The following is a 22,643-nucleotide window of genomic DNA, read 5'->3' on the forward strand; positions in this document are numbered from 1 at the left end:
TAGCGTTAAGCAACAAAAAAACCATACGAAATCGTTCGGAAAAGGATGTTTCTAATGAAGCGACTATTCTGCTTGGCTGCGATTGCGGCCGCACTGATGGGGCACAGTTTTACCGCACAGGCGGCAGGCGTTGAGTTCGCGGTTGGCCAGACCAGCGAGTCGACCATGACCTACCGACTGGGCCTGCAATTCGATTGGGACAAGAGCTGGTTGCAGAGTGATGTCGGTCGTTTGACCGGTTACTGGAGCGGTGCCTACACCTATTGGGAAGGCAACAAGACCTCCAGCAACCACAGCCTGTCGTTCTCGCCGGTGCTGGTTTACGAGTTTGCCGGGCAGACCGTCAAACCCTATGTGGAGTTGGGGGTTGGCGTGGCAGTGTTCGCCAATACCGAAGTCGAAAACAACAATCTCGGCAATGCCTTTCAGTTTGAAGACCGGTTCGGCTTTGGGCTGCGCTTTGCGGGCGGGCATGAAGTCGGGATTCGTGCGACGCACTATTCCAATGCCGGGCTCAGCAGCCCGAACAATGGTGTAGAAAGCTACGCACTGCATTACACGATGCCGCTCTAAGCACACTGCACAATCAATGGGGGTGGGTTTGAGTTCAGCGATACGCCGTGGTAATCCCCTGGCGTTCGTCGATGCATTCCGGTGCGCCCATCTCGAACTCCCTGCAGATCAGCGGGCGTTTCTCGTAGATGGTGCACATCATGGTGTTGCGATCCAGCGCAGCACACCAACCGTCATCCAGACGCAACATGACTTCCCCACCCCAGTCATCAGTATCGATAAAACGTTCGGGCACGCCTGTGTCGGTGATCAGCATGACTTCAAGCTGGCAGCAGCAAGCTGCGCAGGTCGAGCAAGTGACCACCGGTTCAGCGATTTGCGTGTGGGGAATGGTTTTCATGGCACGCAGTGTAAGGCAGTGGGCCGGGGCTGTGTGAAAGGCCTGACGGACGCTCAGCTGTGAGTATCGGACGCCAGCCGCTGAGCCATGAAATGCAGTGTGGGAAACAGCAGCGCCCACAGTAATCCGATGCCGATCAGTGTCGGCCATTGTCCGTAGGGAAATTGCACCCCGGCCAATTGTCCTCCCGCGTAATACGACAACGGCCCACCGACGGCGCCCAGTAGGCTGCCGAGCCACCAGGGATTGGCGGTCCATTGCAGGCAATGTCGCAAAGTGGTTGCCAGCAACGCCCACAACAGCATCAGCCACATCGGAATCAGCGGCGCGACATCGTTGAAGTCGAACACCCCCAGCCAGCGCAACGAACTGTCGACCGTCGTTCCCAGCAGCACCACGCTGAGGATCAGTCGGCCTTCATCAGCCCAGCGACTTATCCACAACAGATGAATCACCAGCACCGCCAACGCCACCAGCAACCACAGACCACTGCCTCCGATCACGCAGGCAAACCAGCCGACCTGAAACAGCGCGGCATTTGCCCATCGTTCAAGCATCGAATCGGCCGAGCAGCGGCGCCGGCATCGCGGCGGGTTTGGCCAGCAGCAATTGCGCCGTGCCGATGGTGCGTTCCAGGAAACCACCTTCGCAGTAGCACAGATAAAATTCCCACAGCCGCAGGAAATAGTCATCGTAGCCCATTTCGCTCAAGCGACCGTGGGCGCGGCGAAAATTCTCATGCCACAGGCGCAAGGTTCGGGCGTAGTGCAGGCCGAAATCCTCCATGTGCAGTAGGTTCATGTCGGTGTCACGGCTGACAATCTCCAGCATTTTCTGCACGCAGGGCAGGGCGCCGCCGGGGAAAATGTAACGCTGAATGAAATCGACATTGCTCTTGGCTTGTTCGTAGCGCTGCTCGCGGATGGTGATCGCTTGCAACAGCATCAAGCCGTTGCTCTTGAGCAGCTGCGCGCATTGCTTGAAGTAGATCGGCAGGAAGCGATGACCAACCGCTTCGATCATCTCGATCGACACCAGTTTGTCGTACTGCCCGGTCAGGTCGCGATAATCGGACAGGAGCAGTGTGACCTGATCTTGCAAACCCAGGGCTTCGATCCGTTGCGCGGTAAAGGCGTACTGCTCTTTCGACAGTGTGGTGGTGGTGACTTTGCAGCCGTATTTCTGGGCGGCGTAAAGCGCCATGCTGCCCCAGCCGGTGCCGATTTCCAGCAGGTGATCGCTGGGTTGCAGCGCGAGTTTCTGGCAGATACGTTCGAGCTTGTTCAGTTGCGCCTGTTCCAGGGTGTCTTCAGGGGTGAGGAACTGCGCGGCGGAATACATCATGGTCGGGTCGAGAAACTGCTCAAACAAGTCATTGCCGAGGTCGTAATGTGCCGCGATGTTTTTCTGCGAGCCCTTGCGTGTGTTGCGATTGAGCCAGTGCAGGCTCTGCACGAACGGGCGGCTCAGTTTTGCCAGTCCACCTTCCAGCGCATCCAGTACGACAAGGTTGCTGACGAAGACACGCACCACTGCCGTCAAATCCGGCGAACTCCAGTAGCCGTGGATAAACGCTTCGCCCGCGCCAATCGAGCCGTTACTCGCCACCAGTCCCCAGGCCGCGGCGTCGAGGATATGGATTTCGCCTACGAGATGGTTGCCGGCGGTACCGAAGACGTGCCGTTCGCCGTCTTCGAAGACCACCAGTTGCCCGTGTTTGAGTTGCGCCATCTGCCGCAACACACCACGGCGCAGCAACGATCCGGTCAGGCCGTTGGTACTTAACAGGTTGGTTTTGGCCGAGACACTAGAGGATTTCATGGCGGCGATCCTTGGGGGGAACAGTGGTGGTCTGAAATCTGCCATCGGCAGCCGGATGAGCAAATATCGGTGCGCGTTTCAGTAGCAAGCGCACGGCCTGCCAATAAATCGCCAGACAGGTTTTCGCGGTCATCCACGGAAAGCGCCGCAAGTAACGGTGCAGGCTGCCGCGGGTGAGGGCTTCGCGGTGCAGGTTGAGTGTGGCGTCGAACAGTTTCAGTTCGCCTTGCCAATCCGCCATGTGCACGCCGAGTTTTTGCGCGGCGGGGCTGAAGCTCATGCGGTATTCAATATCGCGCGGCAGAAACGGCGACACATGAAATGCCTTGGCCACGGCGAAATGCTGGTGGAAGTCCTGCACGTTCGTCGGTGCCTTGGCCGGTAACACGTAGTGGTAACGCTCGCGCCACGGCGTATTGGTGACTTCGCAGAGAATCGCCGCCAGTTGGCCGTCGGCCTCATGGCAGTAGAAAAAACTCACCGGGTTGAACGACAGGCCCCAACTGCGGGCTTGGGTCAGGAGGCAGATCGAGCCGTGTGGCACATGGCCGATTACCTCGGCGACTTGCTGGCGTACCGCGTCGATCAAGCGCATGCCACTGCCAGTGAAGGCTTTCAAGTAATCGGTTTCGCGAAACGAGAACGGCGCGAAACGGCTGGTGCCCGACAGCGGCGACAAGCCAAGCACCGCGTCCTGTTCGTCGAGGTCCAGGTACAGCAGACCGATCCGGTAACGGAATTCATTGCGCCGCGGGGCAAACCGCCGATGGGCGATCCAGCCGCTGTAAAGGGCGCTGTTCACAACACTTCTCCCAGCGAGCGAGCAACCCGCAGCGCACTGACCACACCGTCTTCATGGAAACCACTGGCCCAATAAGCGCCGCAAAACCAAGTGTGCTGCGCGCCGTCCAACTCATCCCAGCGTGCCTGCGCGGCGACGGCAGCCAAGCTGTATTGCGGATGGGCGTAGGTGAATTTGGCGAGCACTTTGTTCGGGCTGATGCCTGCACTCTGATTGAGGCTGACGCAAAACGTGGTGTCGCTCTGGATGCCTTGCAGAATGTTCATGTCGTAAGTGACGGCGGCCAGCGTGTGACCGGGACCACCGAGGCGATAATTCCAACTGGCCCAGGCAAGCTGTCGAACCGGCAGCACGCGCGTGTCGGTGTGCAACACCACTTCGTTGTCGGCGTAGGGCAGGGCGCCAAGGATCGACTGTTCGGCGCTGCTCGGTTTGGCCAGCAGTTTGAGGGCCTGATCGCTGTGGCAGGCGAACACCACTTTGTCGAAACGCTCGCTGCCGGCGGCGCTGTGGATAACGACGCCGTCTTCATCGCGTTCAACGCGGGTCACCGGGCAATTGAGGCGGATCTTGTCTTTAAAAGACGCGGTCAGAGGTGCGACATAAGCGCTTGAACCACCCTCGATCACACTCCATTGCGGACGATTGCTGACGGACAGCAAGCCGTGATTCTTGAAAAACCGGATGAAGAACTGCAACGGGAAACCGAGCATGTCGGCCATGGACATCGACCAGATCGCCGCGCCCATCGGCACGATGTAATGCAGGATAAAGCGCTCGCCGTAGCCGCCGGCCTTCAGGTATTGATCGAGGGTGGTGTCGGCGGCGATCCGTTGTTCTTCGAGGTCGCGCTGGGCTTCTTTGTTGAACCGCAGGATGTCGCGCAACATGCCCCAGAACCCTGGCGACATCAGGTTGCGACGTTGGGCGAACAGGCTGTTGAGGTTGTTGCCGTTGTACTCAAGGCCCGAGTCCGGGTCGGTGACCGAGAAACTCATCTCGGTGGGTTTGAAGCCCACGCCGAGCTGGCCCAGTAGGCGAATGAAATTCGGGTAGGTCCAGTCGTTGAACACAATAAAACCGGTGTCCACTGCATAGCGCTGGCCATCGACAGTCACGTCCACCGTGTGGGTGTGACCGCCGACCCAGTCGCTGGCCTCGAACAGAGTGATCTCGTGCCTGCGATTGAGCAGGTAGGCGCTGGTCAGCCCCGAGATCCCGCTGCCGATGATGGCGATGTTCAAGGGACATCCTTGATCGGCGGACTGCTGCGCACCATGCGCTTGCCGATGGCCAGTTTCACGCCGTTGGGCATTTTTGACAGCGGCCAGAGCGCAGCCATGAACAGTCCGGGAAACGCGATCTCCAGTGGGCGGTTTTTGAGTTTGGCGAAGATGTGCTGCGCAGCTTTATCCACAGGCCAGCTGAGCGGCATCGGGAAATCGTTCTTCGCCGTCAACGGTGTCTCGACAAACCCCGGGCTGACCACGGTGACTTCAATGCCTTCCGGCGCCAGATCAATGCGCAACGATTCGAACAAGTAGCGCAGCCCGGCCTTTGACGCGCCATAGGCTTCGGCGCGGGGTAGCGGCAAGTACGTCACCGAACTGGCGACGCCCACCAAGTGCGGCGCGGTACCCTTGCGCAGCAGCGGTAAGGCCGCCTCGATGCAGTACGCGCTGGCGAGCAAATTGGTGCGCACCACATGCTCGACAATCGACGAATCGAATTGCTGAACGTCGACGTATTCGCAGGTGCCTGCATTGAGAATCACCGTGTCCAGGGATCCCCAGTCTTCGGCAATTTTCGCGCCGATTTCGCGGACTGTCTGGCTGTTGGTCAAGTCACCGGGCACCACCAGCACTTGCCCCGGATAACGCAGGGACAAGACTTTCAGCACCGCCGCCGAGCGTGAACTGACGGCGACGTGGGCGCCGGTTTTCAGTATTTCTTCGGCCAGCGAGGCGCCAATGCCGCTGCTGGCGCCGGTTAACCAGTAACGCCGTGGAGGTGTAAAACTCATCCCATTCTCCTTTTCAGCCAGGTAATCGCCCGACCCAATACGGGTACATGTTCGTAAAGCAGCGCCCCGGCATCGAAGTAATCTCGGTGGCGATAAACCTTATCGCGCCAGAGCAGGTGCGAGCAGCCATCGACCCGAATCAACTGACCGCCGGCCAGGCGCGGATGGCGATAACTCATGACCCAGCGCAAATAGCCCTCGCCTTCACTGATCTGGTCGAAGCCATGAAAGTCGAAGTGCAGATCGCTGACGTTGGCGTAGAGCTCGGTGAAGTAGCTGCGCATTTGCACCAGGCCCTGAACTTCGTGCAGAGGATCGGTGAAGTGCACGTCGTCGGTGTAGAGCTGATTGAGGTGTTGCAGGCAGTCCTTGTCCAAGGCTGCAAACTGTTGGGCAAAACGGCGCAGGAAATCACTCATCGTGTCCTCCGGCCTGTTGTCTTGATGGCAGGTTCTTGAACGCGGCCAGTGCCCGTTGGCGCGAGGTGCTTAGGTTGACGATTGGCGACGGATAATCTGCTACGCCGAACAACCCACCAAGGTTGGCCGGGTTGTGCACTTCCTTTTTGTTCAGCCCGGCCAGTTCCGGCAGCCAGTGCTTGATGAATACGCCTTCGCTGTCGAATTTTTCAGACTGGCTCAACGGATTGAAAATCCGGAAGTAGGGCGCCGAGTCGGTGCCGGTGGACGAGCTCCACTGCCAGCCACCGTTGTTCGCCGCGAGGTCGCCGTCGATCAGGTGCCGCATGAAAAAGCGCTCGCCTTCACGCCAGTCAATCAGCAGGTTTTTGGTCAGGAACATCGCCACGACCATGCGCAGTCGGTTGTGCATCCAACCGGTTTCGAGCAATTGGCGCATGGCCGCGTCGATGATCGGCAGGCCGGTGCGGGCTTCTTGCCACGCCAGCAGTTCTTCCGGGGCGTCGCGCCAGGCCAGGGCTTCGGTTTCCGGGCGGAAAGCACGGTGACGCGAGACCCGTGGGTAGCCCACCAGAATGTGTTTGTAAAACTCGCGCCACAGCAGTTCGTTAATCCAGGTCACCGCGCCGACCTTACCGCTTTCGAATTCCCCTTGATTGCTTTGCAGGGCGGCGTGCAGGCATTGGCGAGGGGAAATCACCCCGGCGGCGAGATAAGCCGAGAGCTGACTGGTGCCCGGTTTGGCCGGGAAGTCTCGCTCGTTTTTGTAATAGTCAATCTGGGCGTCGGCGAAGGTGTCGAGACGGCGCCGGGCTTCGGCTTCACCGGCCGGCCAGAGTGTGCGCAAACTGTGGAACGGCGTTTTGAAACCTTCAACGCTTGATGGGATTTTGTCGCTGCGCAGAGCAAGTGGCACCTGAACCGCGGGTGCGACGACCAGCCCTGGTAACGACGCGCGCAGACGGTCGTAGCAGGCTTTGCGGAACTGGCTGAAGACTTGAAAGTAAGTGCCGGTCTTGGTCAGCACGCTGCCCGGTTTGAACAGCAGTTGATCGAGGTAGCTATAGAAGTCGATACCATGGGCCTTGAGCGATTCGCCCACAGCGTCATCACGACGGCTTTCATGAATGCCGTATTCCTCGTTGACGTGCACCGCGTCGATCTTCAATTGCTGACACAGTTCAAGCAGCACCTTCGGCGCTTCATCCCAGCGTGATGACGTGCGGATCAGCAAAGGAATATTCAGTTCGCCCAGCGTACGGCTCAACTCGCCAAGATTGCGCAGCCAGAAATCCACTTTGCACGGCGCGTCATCGTGCTCCAGCCATTGCTCCGGACTGAGCAGATACACCGCCACAGTCGGGCCGCGAGCAGCGGCGGCCGAAAGGGCGGTGTTGTCATGTAGGCGCAAGTCGCTGCGCAACCAGATCAATTGCATGGTGGAGTCCGTATGTTTCATTAAATTAGTCCACGCTGAACCAGGTCCTGATGGGCCGTTAACGGGTCGTCGGCCAAGAACAAATCAGCGATCTCAGTAGTTTTTACGGACAACTCGGCGTGGTGGATGCATACCGTTGGTCCGACAATCATTTTTGGGCAACTGACGCCATTCAGCAGTCTCGGCAGTTGGGACAGGTTCATGGCTTTGCTGGAATACAGCAGTACGCCGCGGGCTTGCAGGTGATCGACCGCCAGCGCGAGTTCGCCGGCGGGGAGTGGCCAGTCGAAAACTTCCACCGGGCAATCGGCGCTGCTGATCAGCCAGGCGGTGAGCCACAGGTGAGGTTCCAGTGGCAGGTCCGAATGATTGATCAACAGCAGTGGCGCGGTGCGTAACTGACGGTTGTTATGGTAGATGCGGGCGCCGAATTTGCTACGCAACCAGGAGTAAAAGAACACCCGCTCCATCTGCGCGCCGAACTGGCCTTGCCAGCGGTGCCCCAGTTCCGTCAGTAAAGGCATCAGCAGTTGTTCGCATAAAGTGCGTGGAGGGTACAGCGCCATGGCCTGATTGACAGTGTCATCGAGGGTGCGTTCGTTCAGTTGAGTGACTGCTTGCAGCAGCGTATGGCACAGCACTTGCCAATCGTTTTCGACGGACTCGGTAAAGGCCTGCGGGGTGTCAAGCAGTTGCTTGACCTGGCTGACGGCCACGCCACGGTTGAGCCAGGTAAGGATCGTCAGAATGCGTTGAACGTGATCGGCCGAGAACAGCCGATGACCTTTGGGCGTGCGTTGCGGCACGATCAGGCCATAACGCCGTTCCCAGGCGCGCAGGGTGACGGCGTTGACGCCGGTCTGCCGGGCCACTTCACGGATCGGTAGCCAGCCTTCGTCGAGGGCTTTTTTGAAGTCGGCGCCGAGGTCTTCGCTGGCGCTGGTGTCGAGTGGGCTTTTCATTAGATTGTCATTAGATCGCGTTTCGCAGACTGAGATTTTCCGGATGCGGTTGCAGGTAAACCTGTTGCGCAATGTACGGATCCGGGTGTTGACGGAAGTAGTGTTTGAGCAACGTCAACGGCACCACCAGCGGCACGATCCCGTGGCGGTACTGGCCGATGACGTGCTGCACTTCCTGTTTGTCTTCAGGGCTGATCGTCTGTTTGAGATAGCCGCTGATGTGTTGCAAGACATTGGTGTGGGTGCGGCGCGTAGCGCATTTTTTCAAGGCCGCCATCAGCTCGCTGAAATAGCGTGGGCCGAGTTCGTTCGGGTCGGTCTGGCCCATGTTGCCCAGCAGGGTACCCAGGGTTTTGTATTGCACCGGGTGGTGGGCCATCAGCAGGTATTTGTAGCGCGAGTGAAAGTCCGTGAGGCCACGGCGAGTCAGGCCTTCACACAACAACTGCTGCCAGGCGCTGTAGGCGAATACGCGGGTGAGAAAGTTTTCTCGCAGCACCGGGTCGTTGAGCCGGCCGTCTTCTTCCACCGGTAAATCCGGATGCAGCGCGCAGAACGCCTGGGCGTAGATGCCACGGCCACCACCGTCCACCGGCGCACCGTTGGCGTGGTAGACCTTGACCCGATCCAAACCGCATGACGGGGATTTCTGCATGAAGATGTAGCCGCAGATATCGGCCAACTCCGCGGCCATTTTCTGACCGTACTCCGCCAGCGGCACGGTGACATTGAGCTCAGGAGTGACGGTGCCGACAGCCTCGGGATGTTCAGGATCGCCCACCAGCCGGATCGGCTCCCGAGGAATGCCGAGGCCGATGGCGACTTCGGGGCAAACCGGGACGAATTCAAAATAGTCAGTGAGGGTGCGACTGCACAGCCGCGACGTCTTGTGCCCGCCGTTGTAACGCACTTCTGCACCCATCAGGCAGGCACTGATGGCGATTTTCGGTTTCACGGAGACGTGGACCATCGGAGCACCTCGAGTCTAAACCTGTACAGAGGGTTAATTCTGTACAACATGGTTTCATCATAGATTCAAAGGTGTACAAGTCAAATTATTTGTATAGGTTTTTGCCGTCGCCCCCGTAGGAGCTGCGGTTCACTGCAGATGCGCATGCAAGCGGCGGGCGGCTTCCTGGCCGCTGAGCCACGCGCCTTCGACACGGCCGGACAAGCACCAGTCGCCACACACATACAAGCCCAGATCGGCATCGGCCAGGGCTCCCCATTCATGGCTGCTGGCGGGTCGGGCGTAGAGCCAGCGGTGAGCAAGGCTAAAGGTCGGGGCAGGCATGGCGCTGTGCAGCAGCTCGGCAAATGCGCCGTGCAATTGCTCGATCACTGCTTCTTTGGGCAGGTCGATATGTTGCCTGCTCCAGGCGCTGGTGGCGTGCAGGACCCAGGTGTCCAGCGTGTTGTCACGTCCTGGTTTGCTGCGGTTGCGAGCCAGCCAGTCGAGCGGGCTGTCCTGCACGAAGCAGCCTTCCATGGGTGTATCCAGCGGTGTCTTGAACGCCAGCGCGACAGCCCAGGTCGGGTCCATTTTCACCCCGGCGGCGGCACCGGCGAGTTTCGGTGCCGAGGCCAGCAGTGCAGTCGCCTGTGGCGCCGGCGTGGCGATCACCACATGACTAAACGGGCCGTGGGTGAAACCTTCGGCGTCCTGCAAATGCCAGTGCTCTTCGCCACGATAGACTTCGGTGATCCGGCAGGCGAAATGCACTTCCAGATCGCCGAGCAGGCCGCGGGTAATCGCGCTCATACGTGGCGTACCGACCCAGCGCGTCTGTTCGTCCGGCGACAGATTGAGCTGGCCACCGTGGTAGGTGTAGAGCTGCGGCATCCATTCGGCGACCCAGCCATTGCTTTGCCAGCGCTGGACTTCAGTGACGAAGCGGCGATCGCGGGCGGTGAAATATTGCGCGCCCATGTCCAGAGCACCTGCATCGCTGCGCTTGCTCGACATGCGTCCACCGCTGCCACGGCTTTTATCGAAAAGTTGAACGACATGCCCGACTTCTGTCAGGGCCTGGGCGGCGGAGAGACCGGCGATGCCGGTGCCGATGATTGCGATAGGTACAGTCATAGGGGCCTCGTTTACCTTTCTGTACAGACTACGCCGTGGTTTAAACCTGTACAATATTGTTTTTTGGTATAACTTTTAGCGTTCTCGTTCTGACAGCTTGGCCTATTGTTAAACACAAGGCCTGCCCGATACCAAAGATCCCTGCTTATAAAAATAGACTAGTGATCAAGGTAAAACGCCACGCGAGGAAGAAGTCATGCACATATTGCTGACCGGCGGTACTGGTTTGATAGGACCTCAGCTCTGCCGACACTGGTTGAGTCAGGGTCATCGTCTGACGGTCTGGAGTCGAAGTCCTGAAAAAGTCGCGAAAATATGCGGTGCCCAGGTGCGTGGTGTTGCCCGGCTTGAAGACCTCGGCCCGGAACCGATCGATGCGATTGTAAATCTGGCGGGCGCACCGATTGCCGATCGGCCTTGGACAACCAAACGCAAAGCGCTGTTGTGGAGTAGCCGAATCGCCCTGACCGAAACCCTGCTGGCCTGGCTCGAAACCCGTGAGCAAAAACCGCAGGTATTGATCTCCGGATCTGCCGTTGGTTGGTATGGCGACGGAGGCGAGCGGGAACTGACCGAGAAATCTCCACCGGTCATCGATGATTTCGCCAGCCAGTTGTGCATCGCGTGGGAGGAAACCGCCCAGCGTGCCGAGGCGTTGGGCATCCGCGTGACCCTCATCCGCACCGGGCTGGTGTTGTCAGCCGAGGGCGGCTTTTTGTCGCGGCTGTTACTGCCATTCAAACTGGGGCTGGGCGGGCCTATCGGCAATGGCCGGCAGTGGATGCCGTGGATCCATATCAACGATCAAATCGCCCTGATTGATTTTCTTCTGCATCAGAAAGACGCTAGCGGTCCCTATAATGCCTGCGCGCCCAAGCCGGTGCGCAATCGCGAGTTCGCCAAGACGTTGGGTAGCGTGCTGAACCGCCCGACGTTCATGCCCATGCCGGCCCTGGCTTTAAAGGTGTGTCTGGGCGAGTTGTCATTGCTGTTGCTGGGCGGCCAGAAGGCAGTTCCGGCTCGCTTGCTGGAAGCGGGTTTCACTTTCCAGTTCACTGATTTGCGCGCGGCTCTGGACGACCTTTCCAGCCGCCTTTGAAATAGGACGTTGCATGACCGATCACGCATTGCTTCTGGTCAATCTGGGCTCACCGGCCTCCACCTCGGTGGCGGATGTGCGCAGTTACCTCAATCAGTTTCTAATGGACCCGTATGTGATTGACCTGCCATGGCCGGTGCGACGTTTGTTGGTGTCGCTGATCCTGTTCAAGCGCCCGGAGCAGTCAGCCCACGCCTACGCCTCGATCTGGTGGGAGGAGGGCTCGCCGTTGGTGGTGCTCAGCCGTCGCCTGCAACAGGCCATGACGGCCCAGTGGACCCACGGTCCGGTGGAGTTGGCGATGCGTTACGGTGAGCCGTCGATTGAGTCGAAATTAGTGCAGCTGGCCGCCCAAGGCCACAAAAAAATCACGCTCGCGCCGCTTTATCCACAGTTCGCTGACAGCACCGTGACCACGGTGATCGAAGAGGCCAAACGAGTGGTGCGCGAGAAGAAGCTCGACGTACAGTTCTCGATTCTCCAGCCGTTCTACGATCAGCCGGAATACCTCGATGCGTTGGTGGCCAGTGCCAAGCCTTATCTGCAGCAGGATCACGATCACCTGCTGCTGAGTTTTCACGGCTTGCCGGAACGGCACCTGACCAAGCTCGATCCGACCGGGCACCATTGCTTTAAAAGCGATAATTGCTGTCTGAACGCTTCGCCAGAAGTATTGGCGACCTGCTACCGCGCCCAATGCCTGCGCACGGCGTCCGAGTTTGCCAAACGTCTGGGCCTGCCGGATGGCAAGTGGTCGGTGTCATTCCAGTCGCGACTGGGTCGAGCCAAATGGATCGAACCCTACACCGAAGCGCGCCTCGATGAGTTGGCTGGAATGGGCGTGAAGAAAGTGCTGGTGATGTGCCCGGCGTTTGTCGCCGATTGTATTGAGACGCTGGAAGAAATCGGTGATCGCGGCAAAGAGCAGTTCCGCGAGGCGGGAGGGGAGGAGTTGGTGCTGGTGCCGTGTCTCAACGATGACCCGCAGTGGGCGAAGGCGTTGAACACCTTGTGCGAAAGGGCCCCGTTGGCGTTGTAGATGATCGTCCCCACGCGCGTGGGAACGATCAGGTGGGGTTACAGCAGCGACTCATTCGCCTTCTTGTGCTTCCAGCTGTCATTACCCGGCAGCAACAGGTTCAGCGCAATCGCCGTCACCGCGCACAGTGCGATGCCTTTGAGGCCGAAGTCGTCAGGCCCTGTGCCGGTGCCGACCAGTACGCCGCCAATCCCGAACACCAGGGTCACCGAGACAATCACCAGATTGCGCGCCTCGCCCAGGTCGATCTTGTGGCGAATCAGCGTGTTCATGCCCACCGCCGCAATCGAGCCGAACAACAGGCACAGAATCCCGCCCATCACCGGCACCGGAATGCTTTGCAGCAGCGCGCCGAACTTGCCGACGAACGCCAGACTGATGGCGAAAATCGCCGCCCAGGTCATGATTTTCGGGTTGTAGTTCTTGGTCAGCATCACTGCGCCCGTCACTTCGGCATAGGTGGTGTTGGGCGGGCCGCCAAACAGTCCCGCCGCGGTGGTGGCAATGCCGTCGCCGAGCAGGGTGCGGTGCAGGCCGGGTTTCTTCAGGTAATCGCGACCGGTCACGCTACCGACTGCAATCACGCCGCCGATGTGCTCGATGGCCGGGGCCAGGGCCACTGGAACGATGAACAGAATTGCCTGCCAGTTGAATTCCGGCGCGGTGAAGTTCGGGATCGCGAACCAGGGTGCAGCGGCAATCTTCGCGGTATCAACCACGCCGAAATAGAACGCCATCGCAAAACCCACCAGCACGCCGGAGATGATCGGCACCAGGCGGAAAATGCCTTTGCCGAACACCGCGACGATCAGGGTGGTCAGCAGCGCCGGCATCGAGATCAACATTGCCGTTTGGTATTGAATCAGCTCGGTGCCGTCGCCCGCCTTGCCCATCGCCATGTTGGCGGCGATCGGTGCCATGGCCAGGCCGATGGAGATGATCACCGGGCCAATCACCACCGGTGGCAGCAGACGGTCGATGAAACCGGTGCCTTTGATCTTCACCGCAAGGCCGAGGAAGGTGTAGACGAAACCCGCCGCCATCACACCGCCCATGGTCGCCGCGAGGCCGAACTGGCCCTTGGCGAGGATGATCGGGGTGATGAAGGCAAAACTCGATGCCAGGAATACCGGCACCTGACGCCCGGTGACAATCTGGAACAGAATCGTCCCCAGGCCGGCGGTGAACAGCGCCACGTTCGGGTCGAGACCGGTAATCAGCGGCATCAACACCAGGGCGCCGAAGGCCACGAACAGCATCTGCGCACCCGACAGCACCGTGCGCCAGAGCGGATCGTTGAACTCATCCTGCATGCTCAAGCGTCCTTCTGCTTGGTGCCGAAGATCTTGTCACCGGCATCGCCCAGGCCTGGGATGATGTAACCGTGTTCGTTGAGTTTTTCGTCAATGGAGGCGGTGTAGATCATAACGTCTGGATGAGCTTTCCCTACAGCAGCGATGCCTTCAGGGGCAGCCACCAGCACCATCGCGCGGATATCCCGGCAACCGGCTTTTTTCAGCAGGTCGATGGTCGCGACCATGGAGTTGCCGGTGGCGAGCATCGGGTCGATGATCATCGCCAGGCGTTCGTTGATTTCCGGAACCAGTTTTTCCAGGTAGGTGTGGGCCTGCAAGGTTTGTTCGTTGCGGGCCACGCCGACGGCGCTGACTTTGGCGCCCGGGATGAGGCTCAGCACGCCTTCGAGCATGCCGATGCCGGCGCGCAGGATCGGCACCACGGTAATTTTCTTGCCGGCGATTTTCTCGACCGACACAGTGCCGCACCAGCCTTCGATATCGTAGGATTCCAGCGGCAGGTCTTTGGTGGCTTCATAGGTCAGCAGGGCGCCGACTTCCTGAGCGAGCTCACGGAAATTCTTCGTGCTGATGTCGGCGCGGCGCATGAGGCCAAGTTTATGACGGATCAGCGGATGGCGGATCTCGAGGATGGGCATGGGAAAGGCTCCGGCGGCGGGCAAAAAAACCGGCCTAGATTAATCTATCCGAGGGTGTTGTCCTATAGACATAGAGTACGTTAGTCCATAAACGCTTGATCTGGCCGTGAGGGATGCGTACCTTTGCCCGCTTTTCCTCAGTCCGTCACCCCCCTGGAGAGCGCCATGTCTGCTGATCTCGAGCATATCCGTCAAATCATGCGAGAGGCTGACTGCCTGTACACCGAAGCTGAAGTCGAGGCGGCCATCGCCCGTGTCGGTGCACAAATCAACGATCAGATGGCGGAAAGCAATCCGGTGGTGTTCTGTGTGATGAACGGCGGGCTGATTTTCTCCGGCAAGCTGCTGACCCATCTGAACTTCCCGCTGGAAGCGTCCTACCTGCACGCCACCCGTTATCGCAACGAAACCAGCGGCGGCGACCTGTTCTGGAAAGCCAAGCCTGAAGTTTCGTTCCTCGACCGTGATGTGCTGATCATCGACGACATCCTCGATGAAGGTCACACCCTGGGCGCGATCATCGATTACTGCAAACACGCCGGCGCCCGCAAAGTGCACACCGCCGTGCTGATCGACAAGGACCACGACCGCAAGGCCCGCCCGGACCTGAAAGCCGATTTCGTCGGCCTGCCATGCATCGATCGTTATATCTTCGGTTACGGCATGGACTACAAAGGCTACTGGCGTAACGCCAACGGGATTTTTGCCGTTAAAGGCATGTAATCCAGACGCGATCTGTAGCACCTGGCGCAGCCTGCGTTCGGCGCGGGCCGCGATCGGACGAAGCCGTCGTAAATCCTGAATCCACGGTTTAACGCTGAAGAACCGCGATGCCTGATCTCACGACTGCTTCGCAGCCGGACGCAGCCTTCGGCAGCTGCTACAGTGCTCGGTCCCGCCCTCGGAGCCATTCATGAGCCTTTTGATCCGCAGCTGCGCCGCCCTGTTGCTGACCTTGAGCCTGCCCCTGGCCGCCGCCCCGGCGCCGATGCACGCGCAGTTCCTGCCCCCGGATGACCTGACCCTGCGTGACGCGGAACCCGAGCAGCAACAGCTGTTGCAGGTTACCGAGTACTCGGTGGTGGTCGGCAGTCAACGCCAGTCCAACCAGCAGCCGATTCCGGTTACGTCACCGTTGCTGATCCGTCTCAAGGGCAAATCCTTGAACAAAGGCGCGACCATCACCCAGGTGCTGCTCAACTTCGATGGCGAAAGCAAAAGCCTGAAAAAGCCGATTTACGACGACAAGAGCAAAACCCTGACGCTCTTTTACCCGATGGCGCAGTACCGGGTGGTGATCGACTTGTTGCGCAATGACACGGTGTATTGCCAGTTTCTCAGCTACGCCAATGGCCATATCTGGGCCGATCTGCACACCGGCAGCGTTCGTCCGCGTTGAGCCCTGTGCCCGGGGAGGGGTAAACTGCCCGCCCCGTGAAATGACTGCGAGCTGGAGTCGGCAATGCGTAAAGATAAGAAGCAAGTGATTGGTGACGAGATCGGCGATGAGCAGATCAAGCTGTTCCTCGATTTCGAACCGGTCGACGCCACGTCGCCGTCGCTGCACAAACTGATCAAGGCCTACCGCGGCCTGCGCATCGATGACTTCGAGCGGTTTCTGACGTTTTTTGTCGAAGCCGGTCTGGATCTGGACGGCAAGGATGAGCACGGCAATGACTTCGTTGCTTTGATCAAGGATCAGCGCAATGCGGCCGAGTACATCGAGTTGATCGCCAAGGCGCGCGGTTAAGATCTTTAAGCGGCACAAAAAAACGCCCCGCTCTCAATGAGAACGGGGCGTTTTTTATGCGGCCGAATCAAGCGTAGCTTTCGGTCTCGTTGCTGGCTTCAACCAGTTCCAGCGCGACGTTGTTCTGCACATTGAGCTTGCGATACAGCGCAGCATCGGTTTCCAGAACTTTTTCGCGAGCCGGGAAGATTTCCGCGAGCTTGGCAGCCCACTCGCCAGACGCTTTGTTCGGGAAGCACTTTTCGATCAGTTCCAGCATGATCGAAACGGTCACCGACGCGCCTGGCGAAGCGCCGAGCAGGGCAGCAAGGCTACCGTCCTTGGCCGCGACCAGCTCGGTACCGAACTGCAGAATGCCGCCCTTTTTCGGGTCTTTCTTGATGATCTGCACCCGTTGGCCGGCCACTTCCAGGCGCCAGTCTTCGGCTTTCGCTTCCGGGTAGAAACGACGCAGTGAGTCCAGACGCTGTTCCATCGACTGCATCACTTCGCTGACCAGGTACTTGGTCAGGTCCATGTTGTTTTTGGCCACGGCCAGCATCGGGCCGATGTTGCCGGCGCGAACCGACATCGGCAGGTCCATGAAGGAGCCGTGCTTGAGGAACTTGGTGGTGAAGCCGGCGTAAGGTCCGAACAGTAGGGACTTCTTGCCATCGACCACGCGGGTGTCCAGGTGCGGCACCGACATCGGCGGCGAACCGACTGCGGCCTGGCTGTAAACCTTGGCCTGGTGGTGCTTGACCACTTCAGGGTTGTCGCAACGCAGCCACTGGCCACTGATCGGGAAGCCGCCGAAGCCTTTGCTTTCTTCAATGCCCGAAGCTTGCAGCAGCGGCAGTGCCGCGCCACCGGCACCGAGGAACACGAATTTCGCGTCGACGTCACGCGAGTTGCCGCTGTTGACGTCCTTGATGCTGACGGTCCAGCCGCTGCCGTTACGCTTGAGGCCGGTCACGCGCTTGCAGTACTTGACCTGGGCATCGGGTGCGCTGGTCAGGTGCTTGAGCAGTTGATTGGTCAGGGCGCCGAAGTTGACGTCGGTGCCGTTCATCACGCGGGTGGCGGCGACGACTTCGTCGGCCGGCCGGCCGGGCATCATCAGTGGCATCCACTCGGCCATGGTGGCCTTGTCTTCGGTGTATTCCATGTCCGAGAAGGCGTGGTGCTTGCTCAGCGTCTTGAAGCGTTCCTTGAGGAAGGAAACGCCATCGTCGTTCTGGACGAAGCTCAGGTGCGGCACCGGGCTGATGAACGTCTTGCACGAGCCGAAGGTACTTTTCTTGGTCAGATAGGACCAGAACTGCTTCGACACCTCGAACTGGGTGTTGATGTGCACGGCTTTCTTGATGTCGACGGTGCCGTCGGCGGCCTGCGGCGTGTAGTTGAGCTCACACAGCCCGGCGTGACCGGTACCGGCGTTGTTCCACGGGTTCGAACTCTCCGCGGCACCGGAATCCATCAGCTCGACGACTTCCAGCCTGATCGCGGGGTCGAGCTCTTTGAGCAGTACAGCGAGGGTGGCACTCATGATGCCGGCCCCAACCAGTACTACGTCGACTGCTTCGTTATGCGCCATTTAACGCGTCTCCAAAATCTGCAGCACCAAATTGTCGGCATGGCTGCCAGGCGTTCAGGGGCGTGTCAGTGATGCCCCAGGTACCCATGGCAGTATCGCCATGTCCGAATCTTCGCAATTTATCGCAACTTCGACGGACGCTACCGGCCGAGTCTAAAAGAGTTACATGAACTCACTTCAACGCGCGGCTGGCAATTCGACTTATGGTCGATACATCCGTTTGTGCAACCAAATCCGTAGAGGACAGGCTTCAGGCTCCGGTGTTCGAGGAGTACTCGGTCCTGTGTCGTTGGGCTGTTTCAGACGCTAATGGTGCATATTCAGACGCAAAACTATTCATTTGCTCGCCACACTCTTGTGAAGTTGTGAAAACCCGTTTTTTTCACGCTCTTTTGAAGACGTGAACCTCAAAAAAGGGCTGTCCTAGCCTGGCACCGTGCCCGGATGGATTGCCGCCATGGGATACATGACAGGCAAAACGGGCAAACAGCTCAGTAACCGAGCGTAATGACAGCTCTGCAGATTCGCGAAAAGTGGGGAGTTTTTGCTTAAGGAACAGCAAGCGCGCCAGCTTCACTCGATCTGTGTGGGCGGCTCTCTGTGGGCGGTGCGGGGTGTCAATACAAACGCATTGACGATGCTGCGAGGCCCGATCAGGAGACGTCCTTATAATCGGGGGGAGATTGTAGCGAAGAAACGCAGGGAAATGGTCGTGTTTAATGACTTTTATTAAGCGTTCGGTCAGGTGGTCAACCACTGATGAGCCCGCGCACGTGGCTGGCGCTGGCTGACACGGGCGCTAGGGGGCAGGGGATGGTGCAACCAATTGAGACGGATTTCTTCGATTTCGACCCAGCTATCGCCCATGGGCTGGAGGCTGCACTGTTTGAAAGCCAGGCAGTGGCCGTTGCGGTCGAGCAGGGCGAAGCAGCGATGCAGAGGGCGTGGGGTGAACAGCGAGGTGAGATAGCGCATGGCGAAGTACCTTGTGGGTGACTACCGACGAACTTGACAGCGAGTCGTGACGTACACGTGAAAGGCAGGTGAAAAATGTGTGACAGGAACCGCGGTCTGAAGGGTTTGTCAGAGATTTCAGTATTCACTGTGAGGTGCTAGTTACCCGCAGTGGCCCACCGCTATACTGCGGGCCTGTTTGTGCCTGATTCTGGAGAGAAGCGCATGTTGCAACGCCTGTTGTTCGGTTTGATCACTGTGACCAGTTTGACCCTGGTCGGCTGCGCCCACAGCCCGCAACGACTGAATCCGGAACCCAAGCTGACGGCTCAGCTGGCACCGGTCGGCCATGGTCAGCCGGTGGTGGTGCGTGTGGTGGACGGTCGTCCGTCGCCGACACTGGGCACCCGTGGTGGTCTGTACCCTGAGACCAGCGCGATCACCGTGCAGGGCGCGCAGATTCTGCCGAAGTTGCAGGCTCAGGCTGAAGCGGCCGTGCGTTTGCTGGGTTTCACCCCGGTGTCCAGCGGCATGAATGCTCCGCAGTTGACCGTGACCTTGGCGGAGCTGAAGTATCAGTCGCCTAAAGAAGGCATGTATGTGACTGAGGCGACCATTGGCGCGACGTTCCGCTCCGATGTGCAGAATGCCAATCGTCGTTACAGCGGTCGGTACGGTGCGTCCCTGGATCAGCGTTTTGGTATGGCGCCGAATCAGGAGACCAATACCAAGCTGGTCAGTGATGTGTTGAGCGATGCGTTGACGCGTCTGTTCAAGGATCCGACGATTGGTCAGATTCTCGGCGAGTAAGCTTTTGCTGGTAACAAAAAGCCCGGTGTCAGTCATGATTCCGGGCTTTTTTATGCCGACTGTCAGGTGCGCACAGGGGGCCGCTGTGTCAGGCCGCTTGCGAGTAAAAATCCAGCACACTCACCCCAGTCAACAAATCCGTCTCCGGCAAATCCGCATGTTGATGCCCACTCAACGCGCAATACACCAGCCAATGGCGGTCCTGAACGTTAAAGGCGAGGCTGCCAACAAGGTTTTGTTGTTCGTCGCTCTGGGCGATGAGGTAGAGGCGATCCTGGTTTTCGGCGTGCAGCATGACGGTATCCGTGTCGGTTTCGAGGGGCGCCAGACTGGCGTATCCAGATGACGGAGCCGTGACACAGGGCAGCATTTGGCCAGATGTTTCGTTATTTGTCGCAAAGGCAGGGCAGCTGGGGTTGGCGCTGCTGGTGTCGTGGATCAGCACGCGAGTCTGACCGCAAAAATCGCAGCAATGAAAACGGCGCCCAAAGGCGCCGTTGTCGTATTCAGCCAAACACCTTACAGCGGCAAACCTGCTTTCACGCGGTACTGATTGCGCACCGGCGTCGCGTATTGCAGCACCAGGAACGGACGATGTTCCTCAGGGCAAGCGTCAAGACGCTGCTGCCATTGCTCCTGAGCCTTGGCCAGTTCATCGGCGGCAAACACCTCAGCAGCTTTCGGGACCTGCAATTGCGGGTCGGCCTCTTTCCATTGGGCATAGGCCAGGTAGTGCACCGGGAACAGGCGGTAACCGCCGAGGATCTGCCGGTCCATTTCGATCGCCAATTGCTTGGTGTCGTCGAACAGCTCGGTGATCGGCGAAGCGAAGTTTACGTGGACCCGGCCCTTGTAGCCGGTGATGCCCTTGGCGATGCTCACGTCGTCCTCGCCCGGCACTTTGTTGTAGCTGCCGGTGGTGGCACGGATAAATAGCTCGCGAGCCTTGGCTTGATCGCACGGGTCATATTCGTAGCTGATCGACACCGGGGTGACGTTCAGCGAGCGGATGACCTCGCCGAACGGCTCGTCCTTGCGGCTCATGTGGAACATCTTGAGGATGGCCGACTCGGTGCGATCGTCGCCGTCCTTGGCCCGGCCTTCGGCCTGGGCGATCCAAATCGAGGCGCAATCGTTGCGGATCGAGTGGTTGATGTAGGCCGACAGCAGTTGATACGCCGCCATCTTCTCGCGGCGACCGCTGATCGAACGGTGCACGATGAAACTCTTGTTCAGGCGCATCAGATCGCTGACGAAGGGCTTTTGCAGCAGGTTATCGCCAATCGCGATGCGCGGTGTCGGCAGGCCGGCGTGGTACACGGCGTAGTTGACGAAGGCCGGGTCCATCACGATGTCGCGGTGGTTGGCGATGAACAGGTAGGCGCTGCCGGACTTGAACTGCTCGACGCCGGTGTACGTCACACCGTCCGTAGCGCGCTCGATGGTGTGGTCGACGTACATCTCAACTTTATCCTGCAGCGTGGCCACGGAGGTGATGCCAGCGAACTCACGGCGCAGCCGATGAGCTATAAGAGGTTTGAGCGCCCAGCCGAAAGCACCGGCAAAACGCGGGAAGCGGAAGTGGATGAGGATATCTAGAAACGCCTTGTCGCCGAGCAGCCGGTCCAGCACCGCTGGGACTTCGCTGTCGTCGTACGGTCGGATGGCATCGAATTCGCCCATCATGCTCTCTTGTTAGAAACGGCTAGGGTAAGTAAAGGTTTTGATCGAAAACCAACGGGGCACGGTCTGAAGCGGTAGCCAGACAAAAATGGCCCTGCAAATAGACCGGCGATTATACGCACAAGTCACCTGGGAGACCGCGATGCTGGAAACTGCGCAGTATGAATGTCCGTATTGTGGTGAAGAGGCTGAGGCTGTTCTGGACTTGTCCGGTGGCGATCAGACCTATATCGAAGACTGTCCGGTGTGCTGTCGGCCGATAAAGTTTGTGTTGCAGGTTCACGGAGAGGAATGGCATCTCGACGTGATCAGCGAAAATGAGTGAGGGGCGTCTATGCAGCGAATCTACGAGCCTGAAAACCTGATGGAAGGTGAGTTGCTGCAAGGCATGCTGGCCAGCGAGGGCATTGAGGCGCATCTGGTGGGACGTGATTTACTCGGCGGCACCGGCGAATTGCCGATCTTCGGCCTGCTGGGTTTATCGGTCGATAACGACCAGGCCGAATACGCCCGGGAGCTGATCACCGCGTACAATGCCGCGCTGCCACTGCCCGGCGACGAACCGGAAGGTTTTCCCGGCACGCTGGTCTGTTAGGCTGGCGTTCGTTTTATCAAGAGTCGTGTTGCCCCATGTGTGGACGTTATGCCCTGTTTCGCTGGAACCCCGCCTTCGCGGCCCTGCCTGGCTTCCCCGCCGATCAGCAGGCCCAGTGGAATATTTCTCCCAACGATTCGGTGCTGATGCTGCGTGCAGGCGTTGACGGTCAGCGCGAGTTGGCTCGGGCACGTTGGGGTTTGACGCCGCCGTGGCTGACCGATCTTTCCCGTACCCCGGCCCATGCCCGTGCCGAAACCGTCGCTGAACAACCGATGTTTCGCCAGGCCCTGCGCGAACGCCGCTGTTTACTGCCGGCCAATGGTTTTTACGAGTGGCGCGGCACGACTCGTAAGCGTCCGTTCTGGCTGACACCGGGGGAGGGTTCGACGCTGTTCTTTGCAGCGATCTGGGAAGCGTATCCGGTGCAGGAGCAGGTGTGGCTGAGCACGGCGGTGATCACGCAGCCGGCGGCGAGTCAGCGCCGGCCGTTGATTCTCGATGCGCAGGGGCAGGAAGCGTGGCTCAATCCCGAAACGCCGTTGCATACTTTGCAGGCATTGCTCGCCAGTGAACCTGCTGCGTTGCGCGAGCGGGTGTTGGCGAATTTGGTGAATGATCCGAAGCTGAATGGGCCGGAGTGTTTGACCCCCGGCTAACTGATGTGGCGTCTGTGCGGACGCCTTCGCGGGCAAGCCTCGCTCCTACGGGTTATGTGA

General features: G+C 59.1%; 27 protein-coding genes. 10 read left to right on the forward strand and 17 right to left on the reverse strand.

Translation table 11 applies throughout. The annotated features are described in order from the left end of the window. Positions 1–54: 54 nt before the first annotated feature. Positions 55–573 carry an acyloxyacyl hydrolase gene (locus QK293_RS16580; protein ID WP_282378836.1) on the forward strand — a complete coding sequence of 173 codons (519 nt, stop codon included), beginning with the start codon at positions 55–57 and terminating at the stop codon, positions 571–573. Between the two features lie 34 nt (positions 574–607). Here QK293_RS16580 and QK293_RS16585 read toward each other — a convergent pair whose 3' ends face one another. The 11 genes from QK293_RS16585 to QK293_RS16635 form a co-directional block, all read right to left on the reverse strand. After that, positions 608–913: a YkgJ family cysteine cluster protein gene (locus QK293_RS16585; protein WP_282378837.1), complete on the reverse strand. Its 306-nt coding sequence runs from the start codon at positions 911–913 to the stop codon at positions 608–610. Positions 914–966: 53 nt separating this feature from the next. Then, positions 967–1,470 carry a DUF2878 domain-containing protein gene (locus tag QK293_RS16590; RefSeq protein ID WP_282378838.1) on the reverse strand — a complete coding sequence of 168 codons (504 nt, stop codon included), beginning with the start codon at positions 1,468–1,470 and terminating at the stop codon, positions 967–969. Further along, the gene (locus QK293_RS16595) at positions 1,463–2,734 is read right to left on the reverse strand and encodes a cyclopropane-fatty-acyl-phospholipid synthase family protein (RefSeq protein ID WP_282378839.1); all 1,272 of its coding nucleotides are present in this window, start codon (positions 2,732–2,734) and stop codon (positions 1,463–1,465) included. Before QK293_RS16595 ends, QK293_RS16590 begins: the two co-directional genes overlap by 8 nt. Continuing rightward, positions 2,721–3,536 carry a DUF1365 domain-containing protein gene (locus QK293_RS16600; RefSeq protein WP_282378840.1) on the reverse strand — a complete coding sequence of 272 codons (816 nt, stop codon included), beginning with the start codon at positions 3,534–3,536 and terminating at the stop codon, positions 2,721–2,723. Before QK293_RS16600 ends, QK293_RS16595 begins: the two co-directional genes overlap by 14 nt. Continuing rightward, positions 3,533–4,780: an FAD-dependent oxidoreductase gene (locus QK293_RS16605; protein ID WP_282378842.1), complete on the reverse strand. Its 1,248-nt coding sequence runs from the start codon at positions 4,778–4,780 to the stop codon at positions 3,533–3,535. The genes QK293_RS16600 and QK293_RS16605 overlap by 4 nt, the downstream gene beginning before the upstream one ends. Continuing rightward, positions 4,777–5,559, reverse strand: a complete 783-nt coding sequence (locus QK293_RS16610; protein ID WP_282378845.1) for an SDR family NAD(P)-dependent oxidoreductase — start codon at positions 5,557–5,559, stop codon at positions 4,777–4,779. The genes QK293_RS16605 and QK293_RS16610 overlap by 4 nt, the downstream gene beginning before the upstream one ends. Continuing rightward, entirely contained in the window at positions 5,556–5,978 is a 423-nt protein-coding gene (locus QK293_RS16615; RefSeq protein ID WP_282378848.1) for a nuclear transport factor 2 family protein, read from the reverse strand. Before QK293_RS16615 ends, QK293_RS16610 begins: the two co-directional genes overlap by 4 nt. Beyond that, a complete protein-coding gene (phrB, locus tag QK293_RS16620) occupies positions 5,971–7,416 on the reverse strand; it encodes a deoxyribodipyrimidine photo-lyase (RefSeq protein ID WP_282378851.1) in 1,446 nt (481 codons plus the stop codon). The genes QK293_RS16615 and phrB overlap by 8 nt, the downstream gene beginning before the upstream one ends. A 20-nt stretch (positions 7,417–7,436) precedes the next feature. Continuing rightward, entirely contained in the window at positions 7,437–8,378 is a 942-nt protein-coding gene (locus tag QK293_RS16625) for a MerR family transcriptional regulator (RefSeq protein ID WP_282378856.1), read from the reverse strand. Between the two features lie 10 nt (positions 8,379–8,388). Then, positions 8,389–9,348: a DUF523 and DUF1722 domain-containing protein gene (locus QK293_RS16630; RefSeq protein WP_282378859.1), complete on the reverse strand. Its 960-nt coding sequence runs from the start codon at positions 9,346–9,348 to the stop codon at positions 8,389–8,391. Positions 9,349–9,477: 129 nt separating this feature from the next. Next, positions 9,478–10,464, reverse strand: coding sequence for an NAD(P)/FAD-dependent oxidoreductase (locus QK293_RS16635; protein WP_282378862.1), 987 nt, complete (start codon positions 10,462–10,464; stop codon positions 9,478–9,480). A 196-nt stretch (positions 10,465–10,660) separates the two neighbouring features. Here QK293_RS16635 and QK293_RS16640 point away from each other — a divergent pair, with 196 nt between their 5' ends. Together QK293_RS16640 and hemH are read left to right on the forward strand one after the other, a co-directional pair. Next, positions 10,661–11,563 (forward strand): TIGR01777 family oxidoreductase, encoded by a 903-nt coding sequence (locus tag QK293_RS16640; RefSeq protein ID WP_282378865.1) that lies wholly within the window; start codon positions 10,661–10,663, stop codon positions 11,561–11,563. Between the two features lie 13 nt (positions 11,564–11,576). Further along, a complete protein-coding gene (gene hemH / locus QK293_RS16645) occupies positions 11,577–12,602 on the forward strand; it encodes a ferrochelatase (RefSeq protein ID WP_282378868.1) in 1,026 nt (341 codons plus the stop codon). 38 nt (positions 12,603–12,640) lie between these two features. Here hemH and QK293_RS16650 read toward each other — a convergent pair whose 3' ends face one another. Both QK293_RS16650 and upp read right to left on the reverse strand, forming a co-directional pair. Then, positions 12,641–13,915: a uracil-xanthine permease family protein gene (locus QK293_RS16650; RefSeq protein ID WP_282378870.1), complete on the reverse strand. Its 1,275-nt coding sequence runs from the start codon at positions 13,913–13,915 to the stop codon at positions 12,641–12,643. A 2-nt stretch (positions 13,916–13,917) separates the two neighbouring features. Further along, a complete protein-coding gene (upp, locus tag QK293_RS16655) occupies positions 13,918–14,556 on the reverse strand; it encodes a uracil phosphoribosyltransferase (protein WP_282378873.1) in 639 nt (212 codons plus the stop codon). Between the two features lie 165 nt (positions 14,557–14,721). On the opposite strand from upp, the gene QK293_RS16660 reads away from it, so the two are divergent. From QK293_RS16660 to QK293_RS16670, 3 genes are all read left to right on the forward strand, one after another. Further along, positions 14,722–15,279: a hypoxanthine-guanine phosphoribosyltransferase gene (locus QK293_RS16660; protein WP_282378875.1), complete on the forward strand. Its 558-nt coding sequence runs from the start codon at positions 14,722–14,724 to the stop codon at positions 15,277–15,279. Positions 15,280–15,469: 190 nt separating this feature from the next. Then, on the forward strand, positions 15,470–15,955 hold the full coding sequence (locus QK293_RS16665; protein WP_282378877.1) for a hypothetical protein: 486 nt from the start codon (positions 15,470–15,472) through the stop codon (positions 15,953–15,955). A 63-nt stretch (positions 15,956–16,018) separates the two neighbouring features. Then, on the forward strand, positions 16,019–16,306 hold the full coding sequence (locus QK293_RS16670; RefSeq protein ID WP_090180157.1) for a PA4642 family protein: 288 nt from the start codon (positions 16,019–16,021) through the stop codon (positions 16,304–16,306). Between the two features lie 67 nt (positions 16,307–16,373). Here QK293_RS16670 and mqo read toward each other — a convergent pair whose 3' ends face one another. Then, a complete protein-coding gene (gene mqo, locus QK293_RS16675; RefSeq protein WP_282378887.1) occupies positions 16,374–17,882 on the reverse strand; it encodes a malate dehydrogenase (quinone) in 1,509 nt (502 codons plus the stop codon). A 741-nt stretch (positions 17,883–18,623) separates the two neighbouring features. Then, complete coding sequence (locus tag QK293_RS16680) at positions 18,624–18,857, reverse strand: hypothetical protein (protein WP_282378889.1); 234 nt, start codon at positions 18,855–18,857, stop codon at positions 18,624–18,626. A 204-nt stretch (positions 18,858–19,061) separates the two neighbouring features. Here QK293_RS16680 and QK293_RS16685 point away from each other — a divergent pair, with 204 nt between their 5' ends. After that, positions 19,062–19,646 (forward strand): YajG family lipoprotein, encoded by a 585-nt coding sequence (locus QK293_RS16685; RefSeq protein ID WP_282378891.1) that lies wholly within the window; start codon positions 19,062–19,064, stop codon positions 19,644–19,646. An 88-nt stretch (positions 19,647–19,734) separates the two neighbouring features. On the opposite strand, the gene QK293_RS16690 is transcribed toward QK293_RS16685, so the two are convergent. Together QK293_RS16690 and QK293_RS16695 are read right to left on the reverse strand one after the other, a co-directional pair. Beyond that, positions 19,735–19,941: a hypothetical protein gene (locus QK293_RS16690; RefSeq protein ID WP_282379064.1), complete on the reverse strand. Its 207-nt coding sequence runs from the start codon at positions 19,939–19,941 to the stop codon at positions 19,735–19,737. A gap of 224 nt (positions 19,942–20,165) precedes the next feature. Continuing rightward, the gene (locus QK293_RS16695) at positions 20,166–21,329 is read right to left on the reverse strand and encodes a 1-acyl-sn-glycerol-3-phosphate acyltransferase (protein WP_282378894.1); all 1,164 of its coding nucleotides are present in this window, start codon (positions 21,327–21,329) and stop codon (positions 20,166–20,168) included. 142 nt (positions 21,330–21,471) lie between these two features. Here QK293_RS16695 and QK293_RS16700 point away from each other — a divergent pair, with 142 nt between their 5' ends. Genes QK293_RS16700 through QK293_RS16710 form a run of 3 tightly spaced genes read left to right on the forward strand, consistent with a single transcriptional unit; the run spans position 21,472 to position 22,583 of the window. Beyond that, positions 21,472–21,654: a CPXCG motif-containing cysteine-rich protein gene (locus QK293_RS16700; RefSeq protein ID WP_282378897.1), complete on the forward strand. Its 183-nt coding sequence runs from the start codon at positions 21,472–21,474 to the stop codon at positions 21,652–21,654. Positions 21,655–21,663: 9 nt separating this feature from the next. Beyond that, positions 21,664–21,924, forward strand: a complete 261-nt coding sequence (locus QK293_RS16705) for a DUF2007 domain-containing protein (protein ID WP_282378900.1) — start codon at positions 21,664–21,666, stop codon at positions 21,922–21,924. A gap of 35 nt (positions 21,925–21,959) precedes the next feature. Next, positions 21,960–22,583: an SOS response-associated peptidase gene (locus QK293_RS16710; RefSeq protein ID WP_282378905.1), complete on the forward strand. Its 624-nt coding sequence runs from the start codon at positions 21,960–21,962 to the stop codon at positions 22,581–22,583. The last annotated feature ends 60 nt before the right edge of the window (positions 22,584–22,643 follow it).

Origin of the sequence: Pseudomonas sp. AL03 (assembly GCF_029960815.1) — a bacterium.
In the GTDB taxonomy this organism is placed as follows: Bacteria; Pseudomonadota; Gammaproteobacteria; order Pseudomonadales; family Pseudomonadaceae; genus Aquipseudomonas.

Excerpts from the sequence above, each read along its gene's own strand:
- QK293_RS16580 (WP_282378836.1), top strand. The coding sequence starts at position 55 with ATGAAGCGACTATTCTGCTTGGCTGCGATTGCGGCCGCACTGATGGGG.
- QK293_RS16585 (WP_282378837.1), bottom strand. The coding sequence starts at position 913 with ATGAAAACCATTCCCCACACGCAAATCGCTGAACCGGTGGTCACTTGC.
- QK293_RS16590 (WP_282378838.1), bottom strand. The coding sequence starts at position 1,470 with ATGCTTGAACGATGGGCAAATGCCGCGCTGTTTCAGGTCGGCTGGTTT.
- QK293_RS16595 (WP_282378839.1), bottom strand. The coding sequence starts at position 2,734 with ATGAAATCCTCTAGTGTCTCGGCCAAAACCAACCTGTTAAGTACCAAC.
- QK293_RS16610 (WP_282378845.1), bottom strand. The coding sequence starts at position 5,559 with ATGAGTTTTACACCTCCACGGCGTTACTGGTTAACCGGCGCCAGCAGC.
- QK293_RS16615 (WP_282378848.1), bottom strand. The coding sequence starts at position 5,978 with ATGAGTGATTTCCTGCGCCGTTTTGCCCAACAGTTTGCAGCCTTGGAC.
- phrB (WP_282378851.1), bottom strand. The coding sequence starts at position 7,416 with ATGCAATTGATCTGGTTGCGCAGCGACTTGCGCCTACATGACAACACC.
- QK293_RS16625 (WP_282378856.1), bottom strand. The coding sequence starts at position 8,378 with ATGAAAAGCCCACTCGACACCAGCGCCAGCGAAGACCTCGGCGCCGAC.
- QK293_RS16630 (WP_282378859.1), bottom strand. The coding sequence starts at position 9,348 with ATGGTCCACGTCTCCGTGAAACCGAAAATCGCCATCAGTGCCTGCCTG.
- QK293_RS16635 (WP_282378862.1), bottom strand. The coding sequence starts at position 10,464 with ATGACTGTACCTATCGCAATCATCGGCACCGGCATCGCCGGTCTCTCC.
- QK293_RS16640 (WP_282378865.1), top strand. The coding sequence starts at position 10,661 with ATGCACATATTGCTGACCGGCGGTACTGGTTTGATAGGACCTCAGCTC.
- hemH (WP_282378868.1), top strand. The coding sequence starts at position 11,577 with ATGACCGATCACGCATTGCTTCTGGTCAATCTGGGCTCACCGGCCTCC.
- QK293_RS16650 (WP_282378870.1), bottom strand. The coding sequence starts at position 13,915 with ATGCAGGATGAGTTCAACGATCCGCTCTGGCGCACGGTGCTGTCGGGT.
- upp (WP_282378873.1), bottom strand. The coding sequence starts at position 14,556 with ATGCCCATCCTCGAGATCCGCCATCCGCTGATCCGTCATAAACTTGGC.
- QK293_RS16660 (WP_282378875.1), top strand. The coding sequence starts at position 14,722 with ATGTCTGCTGATCTCGAGCATATCCGTCAAATCATGCGAGAGGCTGAC.
- QK293_RS16665 (WP_282378877.1), top strand. The coding sequence starts at position 15,470 with ATGAGCCTTTTGATCCGCAGCTGCGCCGCCCTGTTGCTGACCTTGAGC.
- QK293_RS16670 (WP_090180157.1), top strand. The coding sequence starts at position 16,019 with ATGCGTAAAGATAAGAAGCAAGTGATTGGTGACGAGATCGGCGATGAG.
- mqo (WP_282378887.1), bottom strand. The coding sequence starts at position 17,882 with ATGGCGCATAACGAAGCAGTCGACGTAGTACTGGTTGGGGCCGGCATC.
- QK293_RS16680 (WP_282378889.1), bottom strand. The coding sequence starts at position 18,857 with ATGCGCTATCTCACCTCGCTGTTCACCCCACGCCCTCTGCATCGCTGC.
- QK293_RS16685 (WP_282378891.1), top strand. The coding sequence starts at position 19,062 with ATGTTGCAACGCCTGTTGTTCGGTTTGATCACTGTGACCAGTTTGACC.
- QK293_RS16690 (WP_282379064.1), bottom strand. The coding sequence starts at position 19,941 with ATGCTGCACGCCGAAAACCAGGATCGCCTCTACCTCATCGCCCAGAGC.
- QK293_RS16695 (WP_282378894.1), bottom strand. The coding sequence starts at position 21,329 with ATGGGCGAATTCGATGCCATCCGACCGTACGACGACAGCGAAGTCCCA.
- QK293_RS16700 (WP_282378897.1), top strand. The coding sequence starts at position 21,472 with ATGCTGGAAACTGCGCAGTATGAATGTCCGTATTGTGGTGAAGAGGCT.
- QK293_RS16705 (WP_282378900.1), top strand. The coding sequence starts at position 21,664 with ATGCAGCGAATCTACGAGCCTGAAAACCTGATGGAAGGTGAGTTGCTG.
- QK293_RS16710 (WP_282378905.1), top strand. The coding sequence starts at position 21,960 with ATGTGTGGACGTTATGCCCTGTTTCGCTGGAACCCCGCCTTCGCGGCC.